Origin of the sequence: Chryseobacterium sp. T16E-39 (assembly GCF_002216065.1) — a bacterium.
GTDB lineage: Bacteria > Bacteroidota > Bacteroidia > Flavobacteriales > Weeksellaceae > Chryseobacterium.
In genome coordinates this window covers 3,763,727-3,787,844 of the sequence record NZ_CP022282.1, presented here as the reverse complement: position 1 = coordinate 3,787,844, position 24,118 = coordinate 3,763,727, and the positions used below count along the sequence as shown (strand labels likewise).

Below are 24,118 nucleotides of genomic sequence, written 5' to 3'. Positions count from 1 at the left end.
TCTCAAAAAATGCAAAATTCTTATACAGTTATCAATGCTTCTGCGGGTTCGGGGAAGACCTACGCTCTTGTTCAGAGACTTTTGATGATCTGTCTTCGATATCCCAATCAGCAGCATGCCATCAGAAACATTTTAGCATTAACTTTTACTAATAAGGCTGCCAATGAGATGAAAGAAAGAATCTTATCATGGTTGGGGAATTTTTCAGCAAACAATTTCGCAGATAATAATGATTTAAAAAATATCCAGAAAGTCTTTGAAGAAGAAGGGTTGAAAATCACAATTGATGAACTGCATCATCGCTCAAAAAAGTTACTGGATTATATTCTTCATAATTATTCTACTTTAAATATTGGGACCATCGACCGTTTTAACTCCCGATTGGTCCGGAGCTTTTCTTATGAACTAGGATTGGCTAAAAATTTTAATCTTGAAATTGAAGCAGAACCATTTCTTATTGAGGCTGTAGATAAAATGCTTGACCAGATTGGTGAAAATGACGCCATATCCAATTCTTTTATGGATTATGTTGATTACAGCCTGGAAAATAATGAACGGATTAATCTTAACAAAAACCTTTATGATTCAGCGAAGGAATTTGTAAAAGATATTCATTATGAACAGTTGAAAAACAACACCAATTTTGATGACACCAACTATGAGAATATCAAGAATACAATCCGGAAGGAGATCGTATTCAATAAAAAGCAGGCAGTTGAAATTGCTACAAAATCGATAGATCTTTTTAAATCAAGAAATATAGACATCGAAGATTTTGCCCAGGGAAAGAACGGAATTGGAGGTTTTTTTACTAAAGTTTTAGATTTTTATAATCAGAATAGACCAGGATTCCCTTTTCCCACAACATTAGAAGAATCGGTTGTCAATAATTATAGAAAAGGAGCTGCCTCAAAGGCAAAGAACAAAGAGCCTGAAATTTTTGAAATCCTTGAAGAACTGCTGGAAAATAGAATGCAACTTATCCTTCTTTATATTGAGACTCAGAAAAAGGAGAAAATTCTATCCGCATTGCTCCCTTTAAAAGTAAATAAAGACATCCAGGACGAGTTGAAAAAAATTGAGGAAGAAAATGATCTTGTTCTTCTTTCCAAATTCAACATTCTCATCAATGAAAATCTAAAAAATGAACCATCAGCCTTTATATACGAAAAGGTAGGTTCCCAGTTTCAACATTATTTTTTTGATGAATTCCAGGATACTTCTGAACTGCAGTGGCAGAACTTTGTTCCATTAAGAGACCACAGTGTTTCCACAGAGAATACGACATTTACTTTGGTAGGAGATCCTAAGCAGAGTATCTACAGGTTCCGAGGTGGAGAAAGTAAGCTGATGCTTGACATCATTACTAAAAAGGAAATATCCCCAAAAGAGGCAGAACTTCTCGTATTAAGAGACAACTGGCGAAGTGCCAAAAATATTGTAAAGTTCAATAACGAGCTTTACCAGTACCACTCTGTAAATTTGGAAGAAGAGCACCGAAATATTTTTGGGACAGATGCTGAACAAAATCCAAAATCAGGGATTGAAGGAAGGGTAAAAGTGAATCTTATTGAGAATCTCACCAATGAAGACTTTTATAATGACACTTCTGAAAGGATGCAAAAAGATATTCAAAACTGCCTGGATAATGGATTCCGGTTTGCTGATATCACAATTCTGTGTCGTGGTAATTTTGATATTTTCAGCTATTCTCAAAAACTGGGAAATCTAAAAGTACGATATAAAGCTGAAGAAACGAATATTAAAACCATTTCAGATAAAGGATTGACTTTAGAACTATCCAATACAATACAGGCTGTCATTGAGTTTTTAAAATGGGAATCCAATCCTAAAAACAAAACTAATTTAATCATGATGATGTATTATCTGAATAAATTAGGAAAAGTCAGCATGCCTGATTTTACATTAGGCATGAAAGAAATCCTGGAACTTGAATCCCATGATGAAATCCTGCAGTTCATTCAAAATACGTACTCTTTACAGCTAAAGCAAGATCATTTCCCTCGCTTCAATTTATATAACTTTATCGAATATTATATTAACGAATTTTCTTTTGACAATAAAGAAACTGACTTCCTCCTTAACTTTTTGGAAATGCTTTTTAATTTCACTCAAAATGCAGGAGCAAGCACAAAAGAATTTTTAAAATATTGGGATGAAGAAGCTTCTACCTATACCATTCAGGCTTCTGAAAATATTGACGCAATTCAGATCATGACCATCCATAAAGCAAAAGGTCTGGAATTTCCTATTGTTTTCATTCCTATGATGAATAAAAATCGTGATGCTGAATTTTCCAACTGGTTTGAGACCAACAGTAATGAGGCGTTAAAATCCGTTAATATCAATCAGTTTAATAAAAGCTTAGAAGTATATGATGAAGAAATTGAAAAATTCAACAAAAAGAATTCATATAAAAATCTGATAGATCGGTTATGTCTGCAGTATGTAGCGACTACACGTCCTGTAGAACAACTTTTTTTCTATCTTCAGAAACAGAATAAGACATCGAACAATCTTGAGATCTTAGAATTTATTCAAAGTAAAAATACTGAACAATCGGATGAATTTGATCTTTATGAAGTACATCCTGAGATGCTAAAAAAACATTCAAAGGATAAAACCTCATCTTTCAAAACAAAGGATATCAGGAATCTGAAAAACATCAACGAAAAAAGCACTTCGGTAAAGATTGCCACACCTTCCAAAAACTATCAGGTTCGTAATGAAAAAGTAAGAATCGGTCTTTTTGTTCATGAACTGCTTTCGAAGATCAATTCTGAAAAAGATATTCAAAAAGTATTGGAAAGCTATGTTTTAGAAGGACAGATCACGCTCTCTGAAAAAAATGAAATTCAGGAAACCCTTCAACAGATCGTAACTACTTATTCTGAGTTTTTTGATGAAAAATGGGAAGTGATCAATGAAAAGGATATTATGATCTCTGAAAAAGGACAAAGCAGAATCTACAGACCGGATAGAATTTTAAAAAATGATAAAGAGTACATCATTGTAGACTTCAAAACGGGAGAAATTTCTGAAAAGAATGATAAACAGATAGAAACCTATAAAAAGGTATTGGAAAGCCTTGGACGGAATGTAATAAAAACACAGCTGATTTATCTGTAAAACATCGACTAATAAAGACTTTTTGCCCCTTTTAAAAATACCCGGATCGTAGAACTACTACAAAATATCGTAGAACTACTACACGAAATCGTAGAAACACTACAAAAATCAAAACTTCTATTCAAAAGTTTTTGGATATCATATAAGTACTATACATTTGCTACATAATCACTGACTTATATAATTTAATAACGATTAAAATTTACAACTATGGCAGCAAATTCAAGAGGAATCTTAAAATTCAACGGAAGCGAAGGACAGAAATTATTAAAGCTTAATTACAGCGTATCAAGATCTACAGACGTTTCAGGACGTGTAGCATCTGATCCATCAAACGCTATTATCAAATTAACAATTGAAGCTACAGAGAAATCTGAAATCCTTGAAAGCTTATTAAACGGAAAATACAAGCCTACAACCGGAGAAATTACATTCAACAAATCTCACGAAGAAGGAACATTGATCACTTTAACTTGGGAGAATGGATATGTAATTCAGCATGAAGTTGACTTCGACGCTGTTGACGAAAACAGTATGTTGATCAGCTTTATCGTAAGTGCAGAAAAAATCAATTATGGTAATTCTGCTTACGAAGGTATATGGCCTGGTGCATAATTTATGCATATTGACAATTATAGAAAGATCATCCTTAAGGGTGATCTTTTTATCTCTCTAGGAGAATATTAAAAATCATTATTCCCTTTTTCTTTATGAACTGCTCAACTCTGTTATAAAATATAATATCCTTATTTTATGGCAGGTATTTTCATCTATAAAAGTCGTAATTCTACTACAGTTTTTAAAATTTAACAATTTTCATCAACTCGGAATAGAAAACATTTCTAATTTTAGAGAGACAACACCAAAACATAAGGCATGAAAAACAAAATAACCAATGCAGATAAAATTGCTGAAAATCATATTGCAGGAGTTCAGCGCGTGGTAAAACTGGATGTTGTGATTGAAGGTAAGATTATTAAGCACTTCAAACATTTCCGCTTACAGCAAAGCACACGAAAACATCATAGTTTTGAGCTTACATTGGCTCACGATTCTTTAGGATCCTTACAAAATCATGAACTGGATCAAGCCCAACAATTTCTTGGAAAACGCTTAACTGTCGTTTTTAAATATAAAGATGCAGAAAGTGAAAGCCCTGAAAGAACTTTCGTGGGTATTATTACCAAAGTAGCTTTTAGTCAGGAAAAAATGAGTCTGGGTAATGTCGTATTAAAGGGATACAGCCCAACAATTTTAATGGACTCGGCACCACATACTCAAAGTTTTGGAGGGGATAAGCCTGTGAACACTTCAATTATTGCAGATAGAGTTCTTAAAGAGACTTTAAATTCCGGTAAGTTCGACTATAAAATTGATGCACAGAATAAAAGCTATATCAATTATAGTGCTCAGTATAAAGAGAGCCACTACAACTACCTTGCAAGACTCGCAGAAACCTATGGAGAACAGTTTTACTATGACGGGGAAACCCTCTATTTTGGGAAACTTCCACCAAAAGAACAGCCTATACGTCTTACTTATGGAAGTAATGTAAGTGATATCTCTGTAGAATTGAAAGCAGTTCACATAAAACCTGAATTCTTCGGATACAACAGCAGTAATCACACCAAATTAATGAGTACTTCAGCAAGTATCAAACATCTTGGACAGCTTGCCTCAAAAGCTTATGAACTTAATAACGATATTTATAAGACCCGTTCATTGAACTCCTCACCTATTAACGCTAATATGTCGTTAAATGTGGATGACTCTCAAAAAAGTGCTGCAGGAAGTGCTGCAGTAGAGGTCTTTACCGTTTCAGGTACAACATCGGTTCCTTTTCTACACCCAGGTTGCGTTGCAGACATAGAAATGAGAAAGCCGGATACTAACCAGACTACTTATTTCACCAAACTCATGATCACCGATGTTTCTCATGAGGTCAATACGAGAGGCGTTTATACAGGTTCATTTGAAGCTATTGCGGAAGGAACAGGGTTTATTCCTAAATCTGAATTTATTACTCCCAGTGCTGAACCTCAGATTGCAACAGTAATTTCCAACACCGACCCGTTAAATCAGGGCCGTATACAGGTACAGTTCGACTGGCAACTCAATGATACCACTCACTTTATCAGAATGATGAGCCCCGATGCAGGAGGAACAGATATGATCACTCAAAACAGGGGGTTTGTAGCCGTTCCGGAAGTAGGTGATCAGGTAATGGTCGGTTTCGAATACCATCATCCCGATTTTCCTTTTGCTATGGGAGGAATGTTCCATGGAGCTGTAGGTTTAGGCGGTGGTGTCAATAATCATATTAAATCAATACAAACACGAAGTGGTAATAAAGTAATCTTTAATGATGCTGAAGGAAGTATCTATATTGAAGATCCAAGTGGAAACACCTATTTTATGGATGGAAAAGGGAGTATCATCGTTAATGCTCCAAAAGATATGACTTTTACTGCAGGAAATAACATAAGGATGTCAGCAGGAAATGATATCACTTCCATAGCCGGCAGCAACATCTTTTCAACAGCGAATGTAAATATCGTTTCCAATGCCGGCGTTAATATGGTGGATACAGCGGGGAGAGATTTACTTCAAACTGCTACAGGAAATATTCACGAGTCCTCTGATATGAGAACAGAAATTTCTGAAAACGAAAGAAATATCCAATCGAAAAAGAGCGATTCTTATGCTGAAAAGGTAACGGTAGTAAGTACTAAAGAAAATATGATTCTACAAAGCGAAAAGACCGTAAAATCTCAAAGCGGAGAGCAAGGAAATTCACACTAAACATATTGACATGGCCATTGTAAAAAAAGCTAATAATATCAATATACAGGTGAGTAACGTTTTTACATCACTTAGCAAAACTTCTCATGAAAATTCCGAGGAGGTGATTATTGAAGCCCTCAAACAGAATCTTGAATTATCCAGCCAGAAAAAAACCATAATGCAGGGGTTTGGAAAAGATTCCGAGAAAAAAGATAAACCGGTAGAAAGTAAGCAGCTAGAAATAAAAATTGTAAAAGACACATTTGTTCCTCTGGGCATCCCTAGTTTTAAAGGAGAACCAGAAAATGCTAAGATCAAATTCCAAATCATAATTAAAGAAGGGACTTTTGAAAAACTAACCTTCAAGGTAAAAAATGAAGGGACTGAGATTTACTCGGAAGAAATTACAGAAAGTTTAAAAGCTGGTGATATTCACGATATACAGTGGGATGGCTTTTCAAAAGATAGAAAGTATGACAGCCTACTTTTCACCGAAAACAAACTCACTGCCGAAGTCTCCGACGGGACCAATACTTCTGCAGTAAACGTCTCCGGTCAGAGTAAAATAGAATGGATAGATCTGAAAATAGACGACTCCAATAAAAAAATAGACGTCAACATCAGAGTTAATTTAAAAGATGGTGGGGTCATAGGAACAGATCCTCCAATTTATACATTCTCCGATCTGGAAGGCATGGCTTTAGATGGGATCCATCTATACTGGAGCCGAATAAAAAGCAGGTCTAAGATCTCTACAGATTTTGTAACAATTTCCGGAAAGGAATATAAAGTTGAAGTAAAAGGAACCAATACCCAAGAAAAATCAATGGATGAAGTTTCCCTTGTATATAATGGTTCTGACAAATGGTTGCGATCCAGTAATCCTGGTTCTGTAAGTGGTATTCTTTCTCTTTTCGGGCAGTTTGCTCCCCAAAGAGTGGTTTATAATGCCAAACAAAACAATGAACAAAGAGACTTTACATTAACTTCAGCTCATGAAATAGGACATGAAATAATAAAAGAATTTGGTGGTGATAAATATTCTTACGGACATGAAGGAAGTTCTAACCCCATTTTACAGACGCCAAATACAAACCTGCTTCCTACTTCTGGGGAGGTAAATGTAATGGAATACTATAGCGATGCCTATTATGATTATGACCGTACTATTGCATCAGAAAAAGATGTCTTGGGAATGCTGTGGTGTTCCAAACTAAAAATAAACAAGAAATGAGTAAAACAATTTTTTTATCAGCCATCCTATTAATGGTGACTTCATGCACAAGCAGAATAAAAATTCCCGACATTGAAGGAGTTGTATATGAGGCAAAGACCATCAAGCCAATTGCAGATGCTGAAATTTATATCGATGAAGATAACAAGACAAAAACGGATGCAAAAGGCCATTTTCATATAGAAAAAAAGATGTATTCTGAAAAGATTTCTGTGGGTGGAGAAGCCCCGCCAGTAATTTATAAAATGACTGTATCAAAAAAAGAATACAAAGACACCATCATACATTATAAAAATTTATTTGGTGGAGGTAACAAAAATCTAACTGTGAAATATGACAGTATTATGCTCAAAAAGAAGTAAACATTAATGGTTTATTTAATGTGAGTTTGTATTAAAAAAATTACACTTATGTCAGAAAAAAATCCAGGTGTAGACTATAATTCTAAAAATCCGACAGAGAGAAGTCCTATCTCCAAGTATTTTGTACGTGGCTGGTGGACCTATGAAAATGATGTGCCCATAACTGAGGCCATGTTCGGGGATACGGTAAAGTTTCATTTGCAAACGCAAAACATTCCTAATGGGAAAGATGTAAGTTTAACTTTATTTGACGACGATACCATTGTAAACACTTCCGAAGATAAAAACGATGATAAAATAGTTCTGGTCTATGCATCGAATGGGCAACCAGTAACCAAAGATACTGTACAAGAAAATAAAATTGTAAAAACCATTACTTTAAATAATTTTGAAGGTCTTTTAAAAGAAGATACAGATGGTGCTTTGGAATTGTATTTTAAATGTAAATATGAAAACGAGGAAGTAAAGTTTCCTAATCCTGCTTCCAACTATCTGAAAGTAATAGGAAAACCAAAAATCATTTTTGTTAACGGTCATTGGAATAGAATAGCGCACAAACTGGGAATGTCACCGGGAGCTGGAGGTGAAAGCTATTGGAAGTATTTCACCGGAGATGTCAAAAGGTATAAAAACAGTGCTGATGCATATTTTAATATAAAAAGTGAAGAACCCCTATATATCGATGGTTCATCTCTATGGGGAGGCAGTGAAAGTGGCGGACAACGAAAAACCAGAGGATATGAATATGCCAAAACTCATTTCGACGAACTAAAAAAAGGGCTTGGAAAAGAAAAAGTATATTTCATATCACACAGTGAAGGCGGAGCACATGCAGCAGGAATCTGCCAATATTTAACAGAGAAAGGAATACCAATTGGAGAATCTTTGATGCTATCAACGGATGAAGGAGATGAATTCACTGTAGAGGGCAATTATCCGGCCTATCAGATTGTAGCGGGTTACCTAGATGAACAGTGGCTTACCAAGAAAAAAATGTTTGCCATAGATCCTGTGGTTATGGACAATATGGTGAAGGGAATAACTAAATATGGGGTATACATATCTACCGGAACTTTTACCAGTGTTCACGGAGCCACGATATCGGAATCGGTTTTTAACCGGGTAGCAAAAATGAAGAATACTTTTGTTACTCCGGCATTGAACAGCAAAGGACAGGCGATCTCTATAACCAATCCACTGGATGAGGATTGGTATAGAATAGATGATAATATTCTGCAAAATAAAAGAATAGATTTATATCCGCTTTACCGTTCTACAGAACCATTTAGAGAAAGACAAGATTAATATGAAAAGATCAGCCCTAATAATTATTGCTGGAATAATACTGATAATCATACTGGCATTTATTTTTAATCCATTTTACTGGCTCATGCAGCCCAGTCAGAAAACTGAGCAGCCGGTATTATCATCTCAGGAACAGGTATATTTTAAACAATTGGAAAAAAAGTACAATACTAATACTAAAGTAACACGATTCTATCATAATTATACCAAGAAGGGTACTGATACTTTATATGAAGAAAATTACAGTAAGGTTCCTTTCGAATATGCTTTGTCTATTGATTTACCTAAAAATAATAATATCCCAAATGATTCGATACGTACAATCGCAGAACATATTAACAGTTCCATTTTGGGTAAGAATCAAAATATGAGGAAAATTATTATCTATAAAAACTACGATACTCATGAATACATCATGGATTCAACTAAAGATAATCTAATCGAAAAGAAAAATTAAATCATGATGACGTCTGCCTCAAAATATCTTCCTACCTCAACCTATTTTTTACAGGATAAATGCACTGTGAAAATTGGTAAAGAAGAATATGAAGCATTACTCTCTTATACATTGTATATAGAAACTGGAGAAAATGACGATTATGATGTATCCATCAACAGAACGAACCTTAAAATAAATGATAAGAAAATTGATACCAAGTTCCTTGAAATATCAAATACTTACATGGACGCATTATTTCCTATTCACTGCAAAATAGATCAATACAAACTTGTCATAGAAAATACAAAGGAAATACAGAAACGTATAAAAGAAGCTGATTCTAAAATATATTCCATTTACAGCGGAGAAGGTATAGATCATATCCGCACTCATTTTTTTAATGCTACAGAAACTAAGAATGGACTCATACAGTTCATCAAAGAGCTTCACTTTATGAAAATCATAGAGGCAGGTATGCAAAAGTTCAGCAATAAAAAACAATATGAAACATCGTGGAAAGTACTTCCGATCGGAACCTCCCAATGGAAAGGCCAACCACAATATCAAAAAGAGAAGAATATCTTGTTTTTTGAACCCAAAATAGATAATGCACAGGAAATTATGGATGACGTGATAAGATACATCCATAAACATGAATATGCCGTTGATTTTGAGGAAGACAATCTTCCATTATATGCAGATTTTAAGCATAACATCAATTATACAGGGACAACAGGACGGATAGAAAAATCTGAAACAGATGTCTGCATCGAAGTAGAAGATAAATTTTTCTATCAACACACCATAACCATACAAACAAAATAACAATATGTCAGCACCCATCCCATATACTGTCCAGAGCGGTGAAACGTTACAGGATATAGCCAAAAAATTGGGTATAAAAGACTGGACTGAGCTCAAAAACTACCACAATCAAAATGCGGGTCCCGATCAAAAGGTTCCCAATGTTCCTTATGCCGGATTCAATCTCTTAACTCCATCACAGGAGGAGATTTATAAGATGAATGGTGAAACTCCACCACCCGATCCTTCGGAAGAACAAAAAAGTGCCGAACAAAAACAGGGTGAGGAAAAAAAGAAGGAAGAAGAGGAAAAGAAAGAGGAAAAAGCTTCCAAAAGTGATCATGACGGAAAATATTTTGTGGTACATAATGCAAAATGCGTTTGTGATAAAGCAGAAAATCCAAAGCAGACAGCAGATCTACAGGTTACCACACATAAAATCATTGTCCTCAACGATGACAGCACCAAATTAGCTGCTACAGAAGAAGATAAAACATTTAATCCACCAGTTGCAACTTTTGGAAAGTGTACATTAAAACCATCAGCAGCAGGTAATCTCCCGTGTGCCTTAGCCGCAGCCCCTAAATGGAGTAAAACGTATGACAGCACGCAGGTTATGGGGAAAAATACACTCACCGAAATTTCAGAATTGCAATGTATGGTGGGCGGAAAAATAACGATAGATAAACATGGACAGATAGATTCTGTAAGCAATGCCCATGCTGATAATACCAATCCGGTAGAGCTTGCGATGGTAAATCCGGCAATAGCACAACCGAAGAAAAAAGAAGAATATCCCGTTGTCACCTCTATTTCTCTGACAAAAATTGAAGATAGAAAAGACTTTAAAGAAGTAGATTCTAAGAAAAAAGAGATTATTTATCTCCGTAAAAATGAAGAAGCTGATTTTAAAGCCAATCTAAAAAGTGGTAATAAACAGCTTACCTCATGGATGGTATATAGTGACCATCAGGGTAAAAAAGACAATAGACTCTTCCTAAAGGAACAAATTGGCACTGAATTTTCACAAAGTTTTGCTGATCTAGGAAAGTTTAGAGTAGAAGGATATGGCAAACCTAAAAGTCCTGAATTTGAAAAAGGAAAATATGATAAATGTGACCCTTCATGTTCTATCGATATTGAGGTTATCGAAAATACTCTTCTTGACATTGAATGTACCTCAGGTGATTTTTCAACACGTATTGATCCTTCTAAAAATAGAAAATTCAGACGTGGAGTCCCTTCCGTTTTTAAAGCAAAGTTTTTTATTCCTGATCTTACAGAAGAAGAAAAATCCAGATTAACCCTATCTCTGTTGGATGGTGATGGAAATATTGTAACCGATGGGGTCCAAAACGGAGATATATTAACTTTTACTCCTCAGAATACTAAAGCTAAGTATACCATTGTTGCCAAATATACGAATGACAATGGAGAAGTTATAGAAAAACAAATGTCCGGAGAAACTGAAGGCAATGCTGTAATTGGAATAAGCCATGGAGCTGAGGTAGTAAGACCTGGAACAGCCATGTCCTTCAGTGTTTCTAAAATGAAATATAATTTTGGAACAAATAATCCTGTTTATGATCTGACCTCCGATGAATCTTCTGAGGTTAAATGGAATCTAAATGGTGTGTTACAGGGAACAGGAAAAAGCATTACAATACCTGGGAACCAGCTTATGGCTCCAGGAAAATATGTTGTAGAGGCGTACAGCAAAGTTGCAAACGCAACAGGAAAAGGAGCTAAAGATGAAGAAGATGACTGGCGCTTTGAAGTAAAAAACAATATAGTCACTGAAATAAAATATGATAAGAAGCCTAAAGTAGGTGTCAATATTGTCTTCGAAATAAGTAAAATGCTTATTAAAGATTATGATGCTGCCAAAGATGGAGCCATAGTATGGAAAATAACCGGTCCAATTACAGCAACCGGGACAGGTGAAAAACTGTCTTATAAATTTTCAGCACCTGGAAAATATACTATTAATTGCAGTATGGGTGGCAGAAACTGTGAAAAACCATTATCAATTGATGTAATACAGCCTAAAATAACTGTAGAAACAGCAAAATGGATGGATAATGATGGAAGCAGTGGAAATATTATAAAAGAAGCCGGTTATGGACAGGAAATCTCGGCATATGTAAGATATGAAGGACTCCAAGGTGAGGATGTAAAACTGGAAGTTTATGATAATGACAGCACCGGCAGTAATATAATTTTTGAAAAATCTGGAGTTTTAAATGATACCGCGACTGCTGTATACTGGCCTTTTACATTAGATGATTCTATAAAGCAAAAAATACAGAGTAAGGGAGTTACAAAAAAAGGTGAATTGTTTTTTAAAATGAAATCAACAAATTCATCCCTTATTATTCAAAATTCCGACAAGGCCCTTGCTTCTTCACTTATTGTTTCTGATGTCCCTAAAATTGTAGATGCTTATTTTTGTGATGCTTCAGATACGGAAAAGCGTTATAATTCACCAATAGCTACTCCTCTATATTTTAAAATTTACGCCATTAACATGGTTGATAAAAATGTAGAGGTACAATTTATTACAAAGTCAGACATGTACTTTAGTATAGCCTGGAATCCAAAACAGTGGAAAGATTGGAAAGATGTAAAAGATAAATTTGCTAAAGAGATTTTCTTTGACAAAAAAGAAGGTAAAATCAATAAAAAAGGTGAATTAATACTTAAAGTAGATCCATCGAAATTAGGCAAGCCTAAAAACTATTTTAAAATTTCAGCAATTATTAAAGTTACTGAAGGAGAAGGAAAAGAGGCCAAAGAAAAAGCAATGTATCTCGATCATTCTGACATGGCAATTTTGTATGCAACAGCTACCCTTCCTAATATGGTAGAGAATAAGGGTGCTGTAAAAGTGGGAAGAGAGACATTATCGACAGGTAAAAACGATGATGATGGTATATGTGAAGCAGAAGCAAGAGTAAGAGCCTTCATGAGGATGTTAAGAAAAGGCGAAGGTACAGAGGGAGAAAAAGGATACACAACACAATATAGTGGTAAACAATTTACTGATTTAAGCAAGCATCCTGAGGAAGTTATAACAGCAGGAAATTATTCTTCTTCTGCAGCAGGGGCTTACCAGATAATGCGATATACTTGGTGGTGGGTTAATGGTGAAAAACTAACTAAAGAGAACAAAAAAGCAGGTGTATATGAAGATGCACATGATTACATTAAAAAATATCAAATATCAAGTTTTAATCAAGAATCACAAGATGAGACTTGTATTATACTCTTTAAGTATAAACAAAGTAGAAAATTCCTTGATTTAATAGTCGCAAATAAACCTCAGGAGGCAATGGAAAAGTATGGAAGCTATGAATGGGCTAGCTTACCTCCTGGAAGATATGGGCAACCGACGCAGACTATGGAAGGAGCACTGGCTGAATATGAGAGATGTTTGAAAGAAGAGCTTAAAGGAATTAGTAATTTACATATCAAAAAAGGGTTTTTGAAAAAATTTGGATATGATTGTTGTGAATTAGAGAAAATTGTAGTTGGAGATATCAACAAATACAAGATAGAAGTTGACAAATTCACATATCCAAAAATAATGAAGAACGAGACATCTAAAAAATATCAGTACGATATCTATGAAAATGGTCAATTAATTAAAACCATCACATTAGAAAAAAATGAACATGGGTTATTGCCTTTTCCTGAAACCGGACCGAACTGGGGTCGATTTGGAACAAGAGATTCTGGTGGGGATAATTGGGTAGATGAAAAAGTTTGTGCAGCCTTATTAGGGTTCTTTTATTCATTACCAAAAAATAATTACACAGACAGTTTATATTTCAATGATATCTCAGCTAATGACGGACGAAATATTGGCCATTCCGGACACAATATATCAGGAAATGATATAGATATTAGATATCCTGGAAGTAGTAATGCAGGACAAACCCTTTGGAGTGATGCTAAGAAAGCATATCCAAGTGAAGAAAAGTTTATTGAAGCATTGGAAAACATACTTTCTGTAGGGGTTAAATGGGGCTTTAACAAAAATTATGCATACAAAAAAGATATAAAACATACAACAGGTAAAGCAACTTCAGTACACCAAGATCATTTTCATTTAGGTTTAAGATAACAAATATGAGTAGATTTTTAGCACATCGAATAACATTAATATTTTTATTAATCTGTAATAGTTTTATATGTCAGAATAAAAATAAATTAGAATATCAAAATGATGTTCTGATCCAGAATTTAGGAAATGGATTAGTTCAATTTTTAAAAACAAATGAAAAAATAACCTTATATTCTGATAAAAATCTTTTAAAAATTGAAATAAAAGATGCACAAATTGGTAACAATCTAATTCCACTCCTAAATAAACCTGATTATGGTATTTTATTCTTCCCTTGTATTGAAAAAGGATCTGATTTCTATAAAATAATTATTTCAAAAAACCACTTTGCTTATATAAAGTCTTCTAAAGATATTATGTATTATACTTGGAAAGATTTTTTACTTAATCAAGTTACGAGCATAACAAGTAAAAATTTAGATACGAATCCCCCGCGAACATCTATAGGAGGTAAAGTGATAAATATTGAAAATTGGACTGCTGATGATGAGGTTAGTATCATTAAAGTAGATAGAAACTGGATACAGGTAAAAAATATAACTCAAAACAATCAATTATTTTGGATTGAATGGAAAGATGATCGTACATTAAAAATATTTTTAAATCTTTTAATATAATTATGAAAATAAGAATAATAGTTTCCCTTCTTTTAATTGGTATTTCTAGCTTGTCTTGTAGCCAAACGACCCAAAATAAAAGTAAGGAAACAAAACAAAATAACTTAAGTCCTGCAAACCCAAATCTTACTGAATATGATTCAAATAAAAAAGCATTTTCAGATATTAAAGGCATATGGAAATCTCAATGTGATGACAAAGACTCAAGCATTGAGTTTTATGATGAAACTTCAGCAAGTATTGACTTTCATACAAAAAGTGGTTTACTTGCCAGAGTAAATTTAAGTATTACGAAAAATAATGATAGTTTCCAAATCAGATTTGATGGACTAACAGGTGTTACTAAAGGAAATGCTGATCTAGCTTGGGTCAATTTTTCAAGAAAAGAGATAATTGCAGAAGTAAAAGGAGTTGATGAAAATAATGTGGAAATTGATTGGATAGGATTTTATAATGAAAAAAGTAAACAAAGAAGCTTTGTTGAAAATCCATTCGATCACACTAAAAAAGTAGCTCCCCTAGTGAAATGTAATTAAACGCAAACAAAGATCTTTTCAACAAATTAAGCTATGAATTACCTAACAGAATAAATCCCTACTTAATATTTTTTTCTTACATTTAGTTTCTAAAACAAATTTAAGATGAAACAATTTATAACCTTTATGAGTTTGGGAGCTCTATTGCTGGTAAGTTGCAATGCTCCAAAAAAAGAAGCAATAGCAGATAAAGCTTCTAATGAAAAAAATGTGAAGATCGAATTTACAGGTACAGACAATGTAATTCCAAAAAATGCGAAGCTTAAAGTGAGTTTGTATGGGCTTCAGTCCAATATGGCAGATGTTCCTGCCAGCCTGATCACTGAAAAGGAATATACCCAGGAGAAAATCCCTTTTACAATTGATCTGCCTGTTCCAAACAATCCTGAAAGTCTTATTAAACCGGAAGTAAAAAAAGGAGATCCTTTAAAATACTATGTCACAATAAGCTGGGATTCCAATGGAAATGGAGTTGAGGATAAAGGTGATATTGTTATCGATTATGATAAAAAATTCCCTACGATTGATATTAATGAAAACGTTCAGCAGATCTTTCTGAAAGTATCAAAGTAAGTAATCAATAAAAAAATAAAAGGAGTGAATTTTAAAAATTCACTCCTTTTTTATTCATTGGTTTAAACCTTATGCTCCGGCTGCAGGAACAAAAACTCTTTGAGCCAGTTCCTGATCGAATAAATATAACGCTGAAGGGTTATCACATACCATTTTGATTTTTGTAACCAGTTGAGATGCACTTGCCTCCTCTTCTACCTGTTCGTTAATGAACCATTGTAAAAAAGAAGTTGTAGCAAAGTCTCCTTCATCATTAGCATTCTTTACGATATTAAAGATACTCTTAGTTACTATTTTTTCATGTGCCAATGCCTTTTCAAAAATATCTGTTGCATTATCAAACTCATGAGGTGGTTTTGGAATTTCTCCGATAATAATTTCTCCTCCTACATCATTTAAATAATCAAACATTTTATCAGCATGCATAAGTTCTTCTTTGCTTTGAACCCTGAAATAATTAGCAATACCATCAAGGTCTTTACTTGAAAACCAAGCAGACATTGAAAGGTAATATTGTGCAGCATATTGTTCGTGGGCTATTTGTTCATTGATTAATTTTGCAATTTTTTCGCTTACCATAATAAAAAGATTATATCCAAAATTACGGAATTAAAGCCCGATTTCAAAAAAATTAATGAAAATTAATACAAAAAGGACGGAATTACTCCCGCCCTCAATACATTAAAAAAACATAATTATAAACTATTAGTTTGTATTGGCTTCCGCCGCTGGCATCGGCTTTGTCATCATTTTCTTATCCGTCATTTCAGCTTTTCTTTTCTCCATTTTTGCTTTTCTGTCGGCCTGCCATTTATCATACTGTTCAGGAGTTAGTATCTTTTTCATATCAGCATCCATTTGCGCTCTTTTAGCTTTCATTTGCTCCATCTTAGCCTGTCTGTCACCTTTGTTCTTTTCAAACTCGGCCATCATTTCCGCTTTTCTTTTAGCCTGAAGATCTTTGATTTGAGCAACCTGAGATTGATTCAAATTCAAATCTTTCTGCATTTCTGCCAAACGATCTTGTGCTTTTTGCTGCATTTTTTGTTGCATCTCTGCTTTTCTTGCCTGCTTATCCTGAGGAGTTGTCTGTTGAGCCATTGCAAAGCTTCCCATTCCGATGAAAGCAATTGCCAAAATTAATTTTTTCATTTTTTATATCTTTAATTAATTGTTATACATCTTTTTGATAACTAATAAAAAAGGAAGTTAAATGGTGATATTCATAAAAAATGTTAATTTTTAATATTAAAAACGTAAAATAAATAAAAAAAAGAGCAGGTTATAAAAACCTGCCCTTCACACCACTTAAATATAATATATGAAAATTAATTATTTGCTAATTTCTGCCTGAATCCTGAATTTCTATTGTCATTTCCCTTATTCTGCTGTCTTGGAGCAGAGTTTTCAGTCCTTTGCTGTCTAAAGCCATCTCCGCTTCCATTTCGGAATCCATTATTATTTTCTCTTCTTGGAGCATTATCTCCTACTGCATCCTGGTTTCTGTTAGTCCGGAATCCACTATTATTTGGTCTTTCTCTGTTTCCATTATTATCACTTCTAAACCCGCCATTATTTCTTACGCCATTATTATCCGAATTTCTGAATCCACCATCGTTTCTGAATCCACTATTACCTTGGTTTCCGTTGTTATTATTTCTGAAACCTGAATTACTTCTACTCGATATCACTCTAAACGTTGGATTATCCATACGTCGGAATTTCGCTCTATCTACTCTGTAAATATTGATATTTATGTTTCTGTAACGCGGCAACACAGTGTATCTTGGAGCATAATAGCTTCTTCTGTAGTTCTGGAAATACACGATTGGGCTGGAACCATGATAATAATTATTTTGAAAAGTTATAAATACTCGTGGTCCTAAAATCCTTTGCATTGCATAAAATCTGTCATAATACCATCTATCCGGGTTATATCTATAGAAATTATTCCAGCTTGAAAAACTTGAATACAGGTTGTTCAAATATAAAATCTGATCAATCTGCCAGCGATTTAATCTGTTTTGCGCAAAGAAAACATTCCAGTTGACGCTGGAAACACTGTTTCTATAGTCATTATAATAACTTTGGTAATAGTCATTCGGATAATAATCCTGAGGATAGTTATAGTAATAGTCATCTGGAAAATTCTGATCATCCTGATCACTGTAGTATCCATTATTGTTCTGGTATCCGTCGTCTCCCCATCCATTATTCGGATATTGCTGAGCAAACGACAAAGTCGCCAAACCCAGTGCAAATCCTAAAAGTATATTTTTCATCTTTATATAGCGTTAATTGGTTAGTATATAGTAGAATATCTCTGTTCTATCTCTTTGATATAAATAAAAAAAAGAAGTTAAATCTTTAGATCAAACTTCTTTTAAAATATTATTAATTAATTGATAATCAAATGTTAAATATCATTTCCTACCACTATCTTTCACCCAATGACTGATTTTTTCATTGAAAGACTCTTTCTCAATTAAACTTTCCAGATTCAAATGCATTCTATAACGCCAATAATGTGGGAAAACGGCAGGATCATTAATCCTCTCATTATCCATTTTTGGATTTAAAAGCTCTTCATCTGTAGCGAAATATTCCTGCAGCGGAAAAACAGCTAACATCGAATCGTTATATAAATGCTGCTTCATAATAATCTCAGCCAGGTGAGGCTCTAGCTCATCCGGAGCTTTTCCATATTGTATCAATTGTCTGTTGTAATACTTTTGGGTGAGCTCTTTATCTTCTTTCCACCATTGTCTTAAAGTGGAACTGTCATGTGAAGAAGCTGTAACCACAGTCATATAGTTTGCCGTTTTTGGATTATAGAACGGAATATTCTCAGATGGCATACGCTGAACTTTCAGTGCTACAATACCTAATTCATCCATTACTACAGGAACACAGCCTGGAACCATTCCTAAATCTTCACCACAAATCAACATTTTTGTTGCATTAAGAATTACGGGAAGTTTTTCCATTGCTTTTTCAGACCACAGACGATCCTGTCTCCTGAAAAAATAATCATGGTACAAATCATAGATCGAGTTTTTTTCCCACTCAGATAAAAACTGATAAGAATCGGTATTATAAACATTAAACCTTGGGTGGTACACTTTCTGTCCATTTTTTTCTTCCGTTAGAAATAAAACGTTCGCGCAAAGCGAAATGAGCTTATCCTCAATAGAACCCTGAGGTTTCTTACGAAAGTACTCTGAGAGTTTTCTTTGGGTATCGAATTCTTCCTTAAACGAATAGGTTCCATCTGCTTTTTTATTGATGAACTCTAAAGCTTTATTGCTCTGTTCACCAAAATATTTCCATAAAATCTGATCGTTGATAAAAGGCTTACAATACCGATCAAAATTAAAAGGAATATTCAGTGCTTTAAACTCCTCCAAAACAATAGGCACTGCAGGATAAAAGTATCCCAGAATACCTTGCGTGGCAGAAATTGGCATTCTCCATATTCTGAAAAAGCCTAAAATATGGTCTATCCTCATTGCATCAAAATATTGCTCCAATGCTTTGAACCTGTTTTTCCACCAGGTATAATCATCCTTCTTCATCGCTTCCCAGTTATAGGTGGGAAACTCCCAGTTTTGCCCTAATTCCGTAAACTGATCAGGTGGTGCTCCTGCCTGGAAGTCCATCCCAAAGAGTTCCGGTTCGGTCCATGCTTCCACAGAATATCTGTAAATTCCAATAGGCAGATCTCCTTTTACGGAAACTCCTAAACTGTGAATGTAATCAATAGCATCTTTTAGCTGCTTATGAAGTTGATACTGTACCCATGCATGAAGCATGGCATCATCATAATCCTTGCTCTTCACAGAGAAAAATGGTGCTATTTTTCCTGCAATGTATTTTTTATGTGTTTTCCAATCATTAAAATTGGGTGTTTTATATTTATCCCTCAGAACACAGAAAGCACTGTATGGAATAAGCCAGTTTTCATTGTCTTTTATAAATTTTTTGAAATTCCGATCCTTATAGATTTTCTCTTTCTCAAAATTGAAAACAGCTTTTAAATATTTCCACTTACCAGCAATTACTTTTTCGTAGTCGATCAGTTCTAAAGCATTAAGCTCATTTTTCTCCGACTGATATCCTTCAACTAAATCCTCCGGTAAAGAAAAATCAAGATTTTCCAGTGAAATATATTGCGGGTGTAATGCATAAACTGAAACAGCAGCATAAGGATAAGAATCCGTCCAGGTATAGTTTGCTGTAGTATCATTAATGGGAAGAATCTGAATAATTCCGAGATTGGTTTCGTTAGCCCATTCCGCTAATTTCTTCATGTCGGCAAACTCTCCTACTCCAAATCCACCTTCACTTCGTAACGAAAATACAGGAACAGCCACTCCTGCATCATGGTACATTTGATAAGCTTTAAATTTAAAATAATGGTTCGAAAGAATTTGTAATACATCTTTCTGCAGATTAGGAACAGAAAACCTGTTGTGCCCGGTTTCTACATCTATAACCTTTCCAAAACGCTCATCATAAATACAATATTTATATTCGATAAATTCATTCTCAGGAATTTCAATTGATACTTCCCAAACTCCAAATTCCGTTTGCGATAAAGGAACTACTTTATCATAATCCCATTGTCCTAAAGATTCAGTGTTTCCGAAAAGAACAATTCTCCAATCCGGATTGTAAATAGGAGCTTCAATTCTGAATAAATGGGTGTGTTTTTTTAAAACAGTCATTTTCTCGGCAACGAACTGATTTAGCTTATTGTAAAGAATCTTATTGTTTAGATAGTTTTCAGGGAAGTTCTTACTATTCCATTCATCAAATATTAAAAACTCTTTATAGTTGTGAGGAAAATGGAGATGATGGGCTACAAATTCTTTTCTGAGAAGATTACCTTTTTCATTCACAAGCTGATAATGATAAGAAATAGATTTTGAAAAATAATCTACTTCACACTTCCATAAGCCATTTTCTGTATAAAACATCCTATGGGGTTTGGATACGGCTCCATCCTCAGTGATCACCAGCTGTAAACCCTCTCCCATATTAGCAATGTATCCAACATTAAAGTATAATTTCATCTCTATTTTTTTATAAAAGTACATTATAATCTCGAAAAATAAAACTTATTGAATATCAAATATTCATTAAAAAAACCTTTTCAAGCACTTTGAAAAGGTTCTTAAATAGCAAGAAATTCAGAATATTATTTCGTTATAATAATCTTCTTGTTTAATAATATTTTACCCGAAGCATCAGTAATATTAACAATATATGCCCCACTTACTAAGCTGTTCATATTTATTCTTTGATTCAAAGATCCTCCTTTCACCAATAAGCTATGTTTCATTACATTTTTACCTGACATATCAAAAACATTCAATGTAATATTTCCTTTCAGGCTTTGATCATTACCATCTACCGTAATGAAATGTTCATCCACTTTGGTAGGATAGATATCCAGATGAGCAGCCATATTTGCTGTCATAGACCTGTCATTCGCAAAATATTTACTGGCAAGATCATATATATGCAAATTTAAATCTCCGGGAAGCTGATTGGCAGCTAACGTTTGTAAATCAACCTCATATAGCGCAGCTCCTTTTGCGCTGGCAATAACTATTTTTCCTTTTGAATTTACTGCAGAACCATTCACTGAATAATTTTCAGGAAGACCATTGATTTTACCTACAAATTTTGCTTTAAGCTCTTTTTTAAAGACTTTGAATACATTCCCCGAAGTTGCAAAAACATAGAAATTACCATCGGCATCTGCAATCATATCTCCTCCAAAGCCCGTTTCAATTGTTGTAAATGAATTTTTTCCATTAGAAGCATCATCTTTAACAATTCCCAAATCAATAACTGAGTATTGATTATTCTTTTTTGTAATCTGCAAAAATTGGGTCCCTGAATTGTTCATTGCATAAATATTTCCATCATATCCAGTTGTCATTCTAGTGATGTGAGAATTAATATCACAGGCAGTTACCCTGGTTACATTATTTTCTACCAAAGTAATTTCTTTAGTTTTGGTATTTAAAACGTAAATATTAGAAGAAAACATAGGCATATAAACCAAATTATTTCCCGACGAATCAAACGCTAAAGCTGCCATCGTTGCAGACTGTGCGTGATTGTAGGAATTTTTATCCTCACTAACAGAGCCGTTTCTCGATTGAGAAATGACTCTTGCAGGAGAATCATAGCTGAGAAAGGCTTCTCCTGAAATACCATTCACAACATCAATAGCCCGAAAGTCATTAAAAATAATACTCGGAGTATCTTTTCCGGTAAGTGCAAAAAAATCCTGCTGTGCCGAAGCTTCAGCTGCTAATAACAGCAAGATTAGAGGGAATAAAAGTTTTTTCATAATTATGGATTTAGATCGTAATAAATTTCTTATCACTAAGTTATGAATTTTTTAAATTGAATAACAAAAAATACCATTAATTAAATATTTAATAACATTTAAATCTATTATTTATCATTTCTTCTAAAATCTAATCCTAAAAAGTAGCTTTCATTCTTCAAATCAGCATAAAAAACTCTCGCAGATTTTCCAAATCCAGCAGGTCATTTTATTTTAAAAATCTGCATAATCTGTAAAATCTGCGAGAGATAATTATTTAAAAACGTTTGTTATATTCTAATTTAAAACATAAGTAGTTCCATCTCTTCCGTCTTTTAGCTCAATACCTTCAGCAAGCAATTTATCCCTGATCTGATCTGAAAGGTCAAAGTTTTTAGATTTTCGGGCCTGATTTCTCAGTTCAATTAAAACCTGTAGAGTTTGATCCAGTTTCTCATTGTTATTTTCCTCAATTGCCTGTAACCCCAGAACATCAAAGATAAAGGCATTTAAAGTGCTTTTTAGATCTGAAAGATCATTACTTGAAATGGATTCTTTACCATCATTAATGGCAAAAATATATTTCACAGCCTCAAACAAATGAGCGATTAATACCGGAGAATTAAAATCATCTGTTAAAGCATCATAAGCCTTTGTTTTCCATTCTTTAAGACTGAATCCTGATTCTTTTCCATCATCCGCAACGATAGAGTTCAGTACTTTTATCGCTTCCATTAGTCTGATGAAACCCTTTTCACTTGCAATCATAGCGTCATTAGAAATATCAAGAACACTTCTGTAATGAGCCTGAAGAAAACAAAAACGAACAATTGAAGGATGGAATGGTTTTTCAAAGAAATCATTTTCTCCTGTAACCAACTGCATTGGTAAGATATAGTTCCCGGTTGATTTACTCATTCGCTGACCGTTCATGGTCAACATATTGGCATGCATCCAGTAATTAACCGGCGCAATATCATTGCAGGCTTTACCTTGTGCGATCTCACATTCGTGGTGTGGGAATTTCAAGTCCATTCCGCCACCGTGAATATCAAATTTTTCACCGAGATATTTAGTACTCATCGCAGTACATTCTAAATGCCATCCTGGAAAACCTTCTCCCCAAGGTGAATTCCATCTCATAATGTGAGCTGGAGAGGCTTTTTTCCAAAGGGCAAAATCCGGTGAATTTTTCTTTTCTCCCTGTCCGTCAAGATCACGGGTATTGGCGAAAAGCTCTTCTATATTACGTTTTGAAAGTTCTCCGTAATTCAATCCTCTTCTGTTGTACTCAAGAACATCAAAATACACAGAGCCATTACTTTCGTACGCAAATCCTCTTTCGATTAATTTTTGTGTCAATTCAATTTGCTCTACAATATGTCCTGTTGCTGTAGGCTCAATATTAGGAGGTAACAAATTAAACATATCTAACACTTTATGAAAATCGACCGTATACTTCTGTACGATTTCCATAGGTTCTAATTTTTCAAGACGGGTTTGTTTTACAAATCGGTCGTTATCCACATTTCCATCATCTGTAAGGTGACCTGCATCTGTAATATTCCTTACATATCTTACTTTATATCCTAAATGGGTTAAAGTACGATAAATAAAGTCGAAGGAAAGAAAAGTTCTAACATTTCCCAAATGTACATTACTGTAAACGGTAGGTCCACACACATACATCCCGATGTTTCCCTCTAAAATAGGTTTAAATATTTCTTTTTCAGCTGTTAGCGAATTATATATTTTTAATTGCATTATTATAAGATTAAAGATTTAATGAGTAAAGATTTAAAAATTAGATAAATAAATTCTTTCGCAACAAATAATCGTTGT

18 protein-coding genes are annotated in these 24,118 nt (G+C 34.1%); 12 read left to right on the top strand and 6 right to left on the bottom strand.

What is annotated here, in order from left to right; genetic code table 11:
* Positions 1 to 9 precede the first annotated feature (9 nt).
* From CEY12_RS17175 to CEY12_RS17120, 12 genes are all read left to right on the top strand, one after another.
* The gene (locus CEY12_RS17175) at positions 10 to 3,150 is read left to right on the top strand and encodes a UvrD-helicase domain-containing protein (RefSeq protein ID WP_089028848.1); all 3,141 of its coding nucleotides are present in this window, start codon (positions 10 to 12) and stop codon (positions 3,148 to 3,150) included.
* A gap of 210 nt (positions 3,151 to 3,360) precedes the next feature.
* Positions 3,361 to 3,765, top strand: coding sequence for a type VI secretion system tube protein TssD (gene tssD, locus CEY12_RS17170; protein ID WP_089028847.1), 405 nt, complete (start codon positions 3,361 to 3,363; stop codon positions 3,763 to 3,765).
* A gap of 261 nt (positions 3,766 to 4,026) precedes the next feature.
* A complete protein-coding gene (locus tag CEY12_RS17165) occupies positions 4,027 to 5,952 on the top strand; it encodes a type VI secretion system Vgr family protein (protein ID WP_089028846.1) in 1,926 nt (641 codons plus the stop codon).
* A 10-nt stretch (positions 5,953 to 5,962) separates the two neighbouring features.
* Positions 5,963 to 7,168, top strand: a complete 1,206-nt coding sequence (locus CEY12_RS17160; RefSeq protein WP_089028845.1) for a hypothetical protein — start codon at positions 5,963 to 5,965, stop codon at positions 7,166 to 7,168.
* On the top strand, positions 7,165 to 7,530 hold the full coding sequence (locus CEY12_RS17155) for a hypothetical protein (RefSeq protein WP_157676843.1): 366 nt from the start codon (positions 7,165 to 7,167) through the stop codon (positions 7,528 to 7,530). The genes CEY12_RS17160 and CEY12_RS17155 overlap by 4 nt, the downstream gene beginning before the upstream one ends.
* A gap of 48 nt (positions 7,531 to 7,578) precedes the next feature.
* On the top strand, positions 7,579 to 8,835 hold the full coding sequence (locus tag CEY12_RS22670) for a hypothetical protein (protein WP_228409722.1): 1,257 nt from the start codon (positions 7,579 to 7,581) through the stop codon (positions 8,833 to 8,835).
* Between the two features lies 1 nt (position 8,836).
* Positions 8,837 to 9,292: a hypothetical protein gene (locus CEY12_RS17145; protein WP_089028843.1), complete on the top strand. Its 456-nt coding sequence runs from the start codon at positions 8,837 to 8,839 to the stop codon at positions 9,290 to 9,292.
* Positions 9,293 to 9,295: 3 nt separating this feature from the next.
* Complete coding sequence (locus CEY12_RS17140; protein WP_089028842.1) at positions 9,296 to 10,099, top strand: hypothetical protein; 804 nt, start codon at positions 9,296 to 9,298, stop codon at positions 10,097 to 10,099.
* Positions 10,100 to 10,103: 4 nt separating this feature from the next.
* A complete protein-coding gene (locus CEY12_RS17135; protein ID WP_228409721.1) occupies positions 10,104 to 14,204 on the top strand; it encodes a PAAR-like protein in 4,101 nt (1,366 codons plus the stop codon).
* Positions 14,205 to 14,209: 5 nt separating this feature from the next.
* Entirely contained in the window at positions 14,210 to 14,821 is a 612-nt protein-coding gene (locus tag CEY12_RS17130) for a hypothetical protein (protein WP_089028841.1), read from the top strand.
* 2 nt (positions 14,822 to 14,823) lie between these two features.
* Positions 14,824 to 15,357, top strand: a complete 534-nt coding sequence (locus CEY12_RS17125; protein ID WP_089028840.1) for a hypothetical protein — start codon at positions 14,824 to 14,826, stop codon at positions 15,355 to 15,357.
* 105 nt (positions 15,358 to 15,462) lie between these two features.
* Positions 15,463 to 15,930 (top strand): hypothetical protein, encoded by a 468-nt coding sequence (locus CEY12_RS17120; protein WP_089028839.1) that lies wholly within the window; start codon positions 15,463 to 15,465, stop codon positions 15,928 to 15,930.
* A gap of 69 nt (positions 15,931 to 15,999) precedes the next feature.
* Here CEY12_RS17120 and CEY12_RS17115 read toward each other — a convergent pair whose 3' ends face one another.
* The 6 genes from CEY12_RS17115 to cysS all read right to left on the bottom strand — a co-directional run bounded on the left by CEY12_RS17115 (position 16,000) and on the right by cysS (position 24,040).
* Positions 16,000 to 16,509 carry a ferritin gene (locus CEY12_RS17115; protein WP_089028838.1) on the bottom strand — a complete coding sequence of 170 codons (510 nt, stop codon included), beginning with the start codon at positions 16,507 to 16,509 and terminating at the stop codon, positions 16,000 to 16,002.
* Between the two features lie 126 nt (positions 16,510 to 16,635).
* Entirely contained in the window at positions 16,636 to 17,082 is a 447-nt protein-coding gene (locus tag CEY12_RS17110) for a hypothetical protein (RefSeq protein WP_089028837.1), read from the bottom strand.
* 176 nt (positions 17,083 to 17,258) lie between these two features.
* A complete protein-coding gene (locus CEY12_RS17105) occupies positions 17,259 to 18,212 on the bottom strand; it encodes a hypothetical protein (protein ID WP_089028836.1) in 954 nt (317 codons plus the stop codon).
* A gap of 141 nt (positions 18,213 to 18,353) precedes the next feature.
* Positions 18,354 to 21,005 (bottom strand): 4-alpha-glucanotransferase, encoded by a 2,652-nt coding sequence (locus CEY12_RS17100; RefSeq protein ID WP_089029910.1) that lies wholly within the window; start codon positions 21,003 to 21,005, stop codon positions 18,354 to 18,356.
* 125 nt (positions 21,006 to 21,130) lie between these two features.
* Complete coding sequence (locus CEY12_RS17095) at positions 21,131 to 22,297, bottom strand: T9SS type A sorting domain-containing protein (protein ID WP_089028835.1); 1,167 nt, start codon at positions 22,295 to 22,297, stop codon at positions 21,131 to 21,133.
* Positions 22,298 to 22,573: 276 nt separating this feature from the next.
* Complete coding sequence (cysS, locus tag CEY12_RS17090; protein ID WP_089028834.1) at positions 22,574 to 24,040, bottom strand: cysteine--tRNA ligase; 1,467 nt, start codon at positions 24,038 to 24,040, stop codon at positions 22,574 to 22,576.
* Positions 24,041 to 24,118 lie beyond the last annotated feature (78 nt).

Coding starts and splice junctions, on each gene's coding strand:
- CEY12_RS17175 (WP_089028848.1), top strand. CDS start 10: ATGCAAAATTCTTATACAGTTATCAATGCTTCTGCGGGTTCGGGGAAG.
- tssD (WP_089028847.1), top strand. CDS start 3,361: ATGGCAGCAAATTCAAGAGGAATCTTAAAATTCAACGGAAGCGAAGGA.
- CEY12_RS17165 (WP_089028846.1), top strand. CDS start 4,027: ATGAAAAACAAAATAACCAATGCAGATAAAATTGCTGAAAATCATATT.
- CEY12_RS17160 (WP_089028845.1), top strand. CDS start 5,963: ATGGCCATTGTAAAAAAAGCTAATAATATCAATATACAGGTGAGTAAC.
- CEY12_RS17155 (WP_157676843.1), top strand. CDS start 7,165: ATGAGTAAAACAATTTTTTTATCAGCCATCCTATTAATGGTGACTTCA.
- CEY12_RS22670 (WP_228409722.1), top strand. CDS start 7,579: ATGTCAGAAAAAAATCCAGGTGTAGACTATAATTCTAAAAATCCGACA.
- CEY12_RS17145 (WP_089028843.1), top strand. CDS start 8,837: ATGAAAAGATCAGCCCTAATAATTATTGCTGGAATAATACTGATAATC.
- CEY12_RS17140 (WP_089028842.1), top strand. CDS start 9,296: ATGATGACGTCTGCCTCAAAATATCTTCCTACCTCAACCTATTTTTTA.
- CEY12_RS17135 (WP_228409721.1), top strand. CDS start 10,104: ATGTCAGCACCCATCCCATATACTGTCCAGAGCGGTGAAACGTTACAG.
- CEY12_RS17130 (WP_089028841.1), top strand. CDS start 14,210: ATGAGTAGATTTTTAGCACATCGAATAACATTAATATTTTTATTAATC.
- CEY12_RS17125 (WP_089028840.1), top strand. CDS start 14,824: ATGAAAATAAGAATAATAGTTTCCCTTCTTTTAATTGGTATTTCTAGC.
- CEY12_RS17120 (WP_089028839.1), top strand. CDS start 15,463: ATGAAACAATTTATAACCTTTATGAGTTTGGGAGCTCTATTGCTGGTA.
- CEY12_RS17115 (WP_089028838.1), bottom strand. CDS start 16,509: ATGGTAAGCGAAAAAATTGCAAAATTAATCAATGAACAAATAGCCCAC.
- CEY12_RS17110 (WP_089028837.1), bottom strand. CDS start 17,082: ATGAAAAAATTAATTTTGGCAATTGCTTTCATCGGAATGGGAAGCTTT.
- CEY12_RS17105 (WP_089028836.1), bottom strand. CDS start 18,212: ATGAAAAATATACTTTTAGGATTTGCACTGGGTTTGGCGACTTTGTCG.
- CEY12_RS17100 (WP_089029910.1), bottom strand. CDS start 21,005: ATGAAATTATACTTTAATGTTGGATACATTGCTAATATGGGAGAGGGT.
- CEY12_RS17095 (WP_089028835.1), bottom strand. CDS start 22,297: ATGAAAAAACTTTTATTCCCTCTAATCTTGCTGTTATTAGCAGCTGAA.
- cysS (WP_089028834.1), bottom strand. CDS start 24,040: ATGCAATTAAAAATATATAATTCGCTAACAGCTGAAAAAGAAATATTT.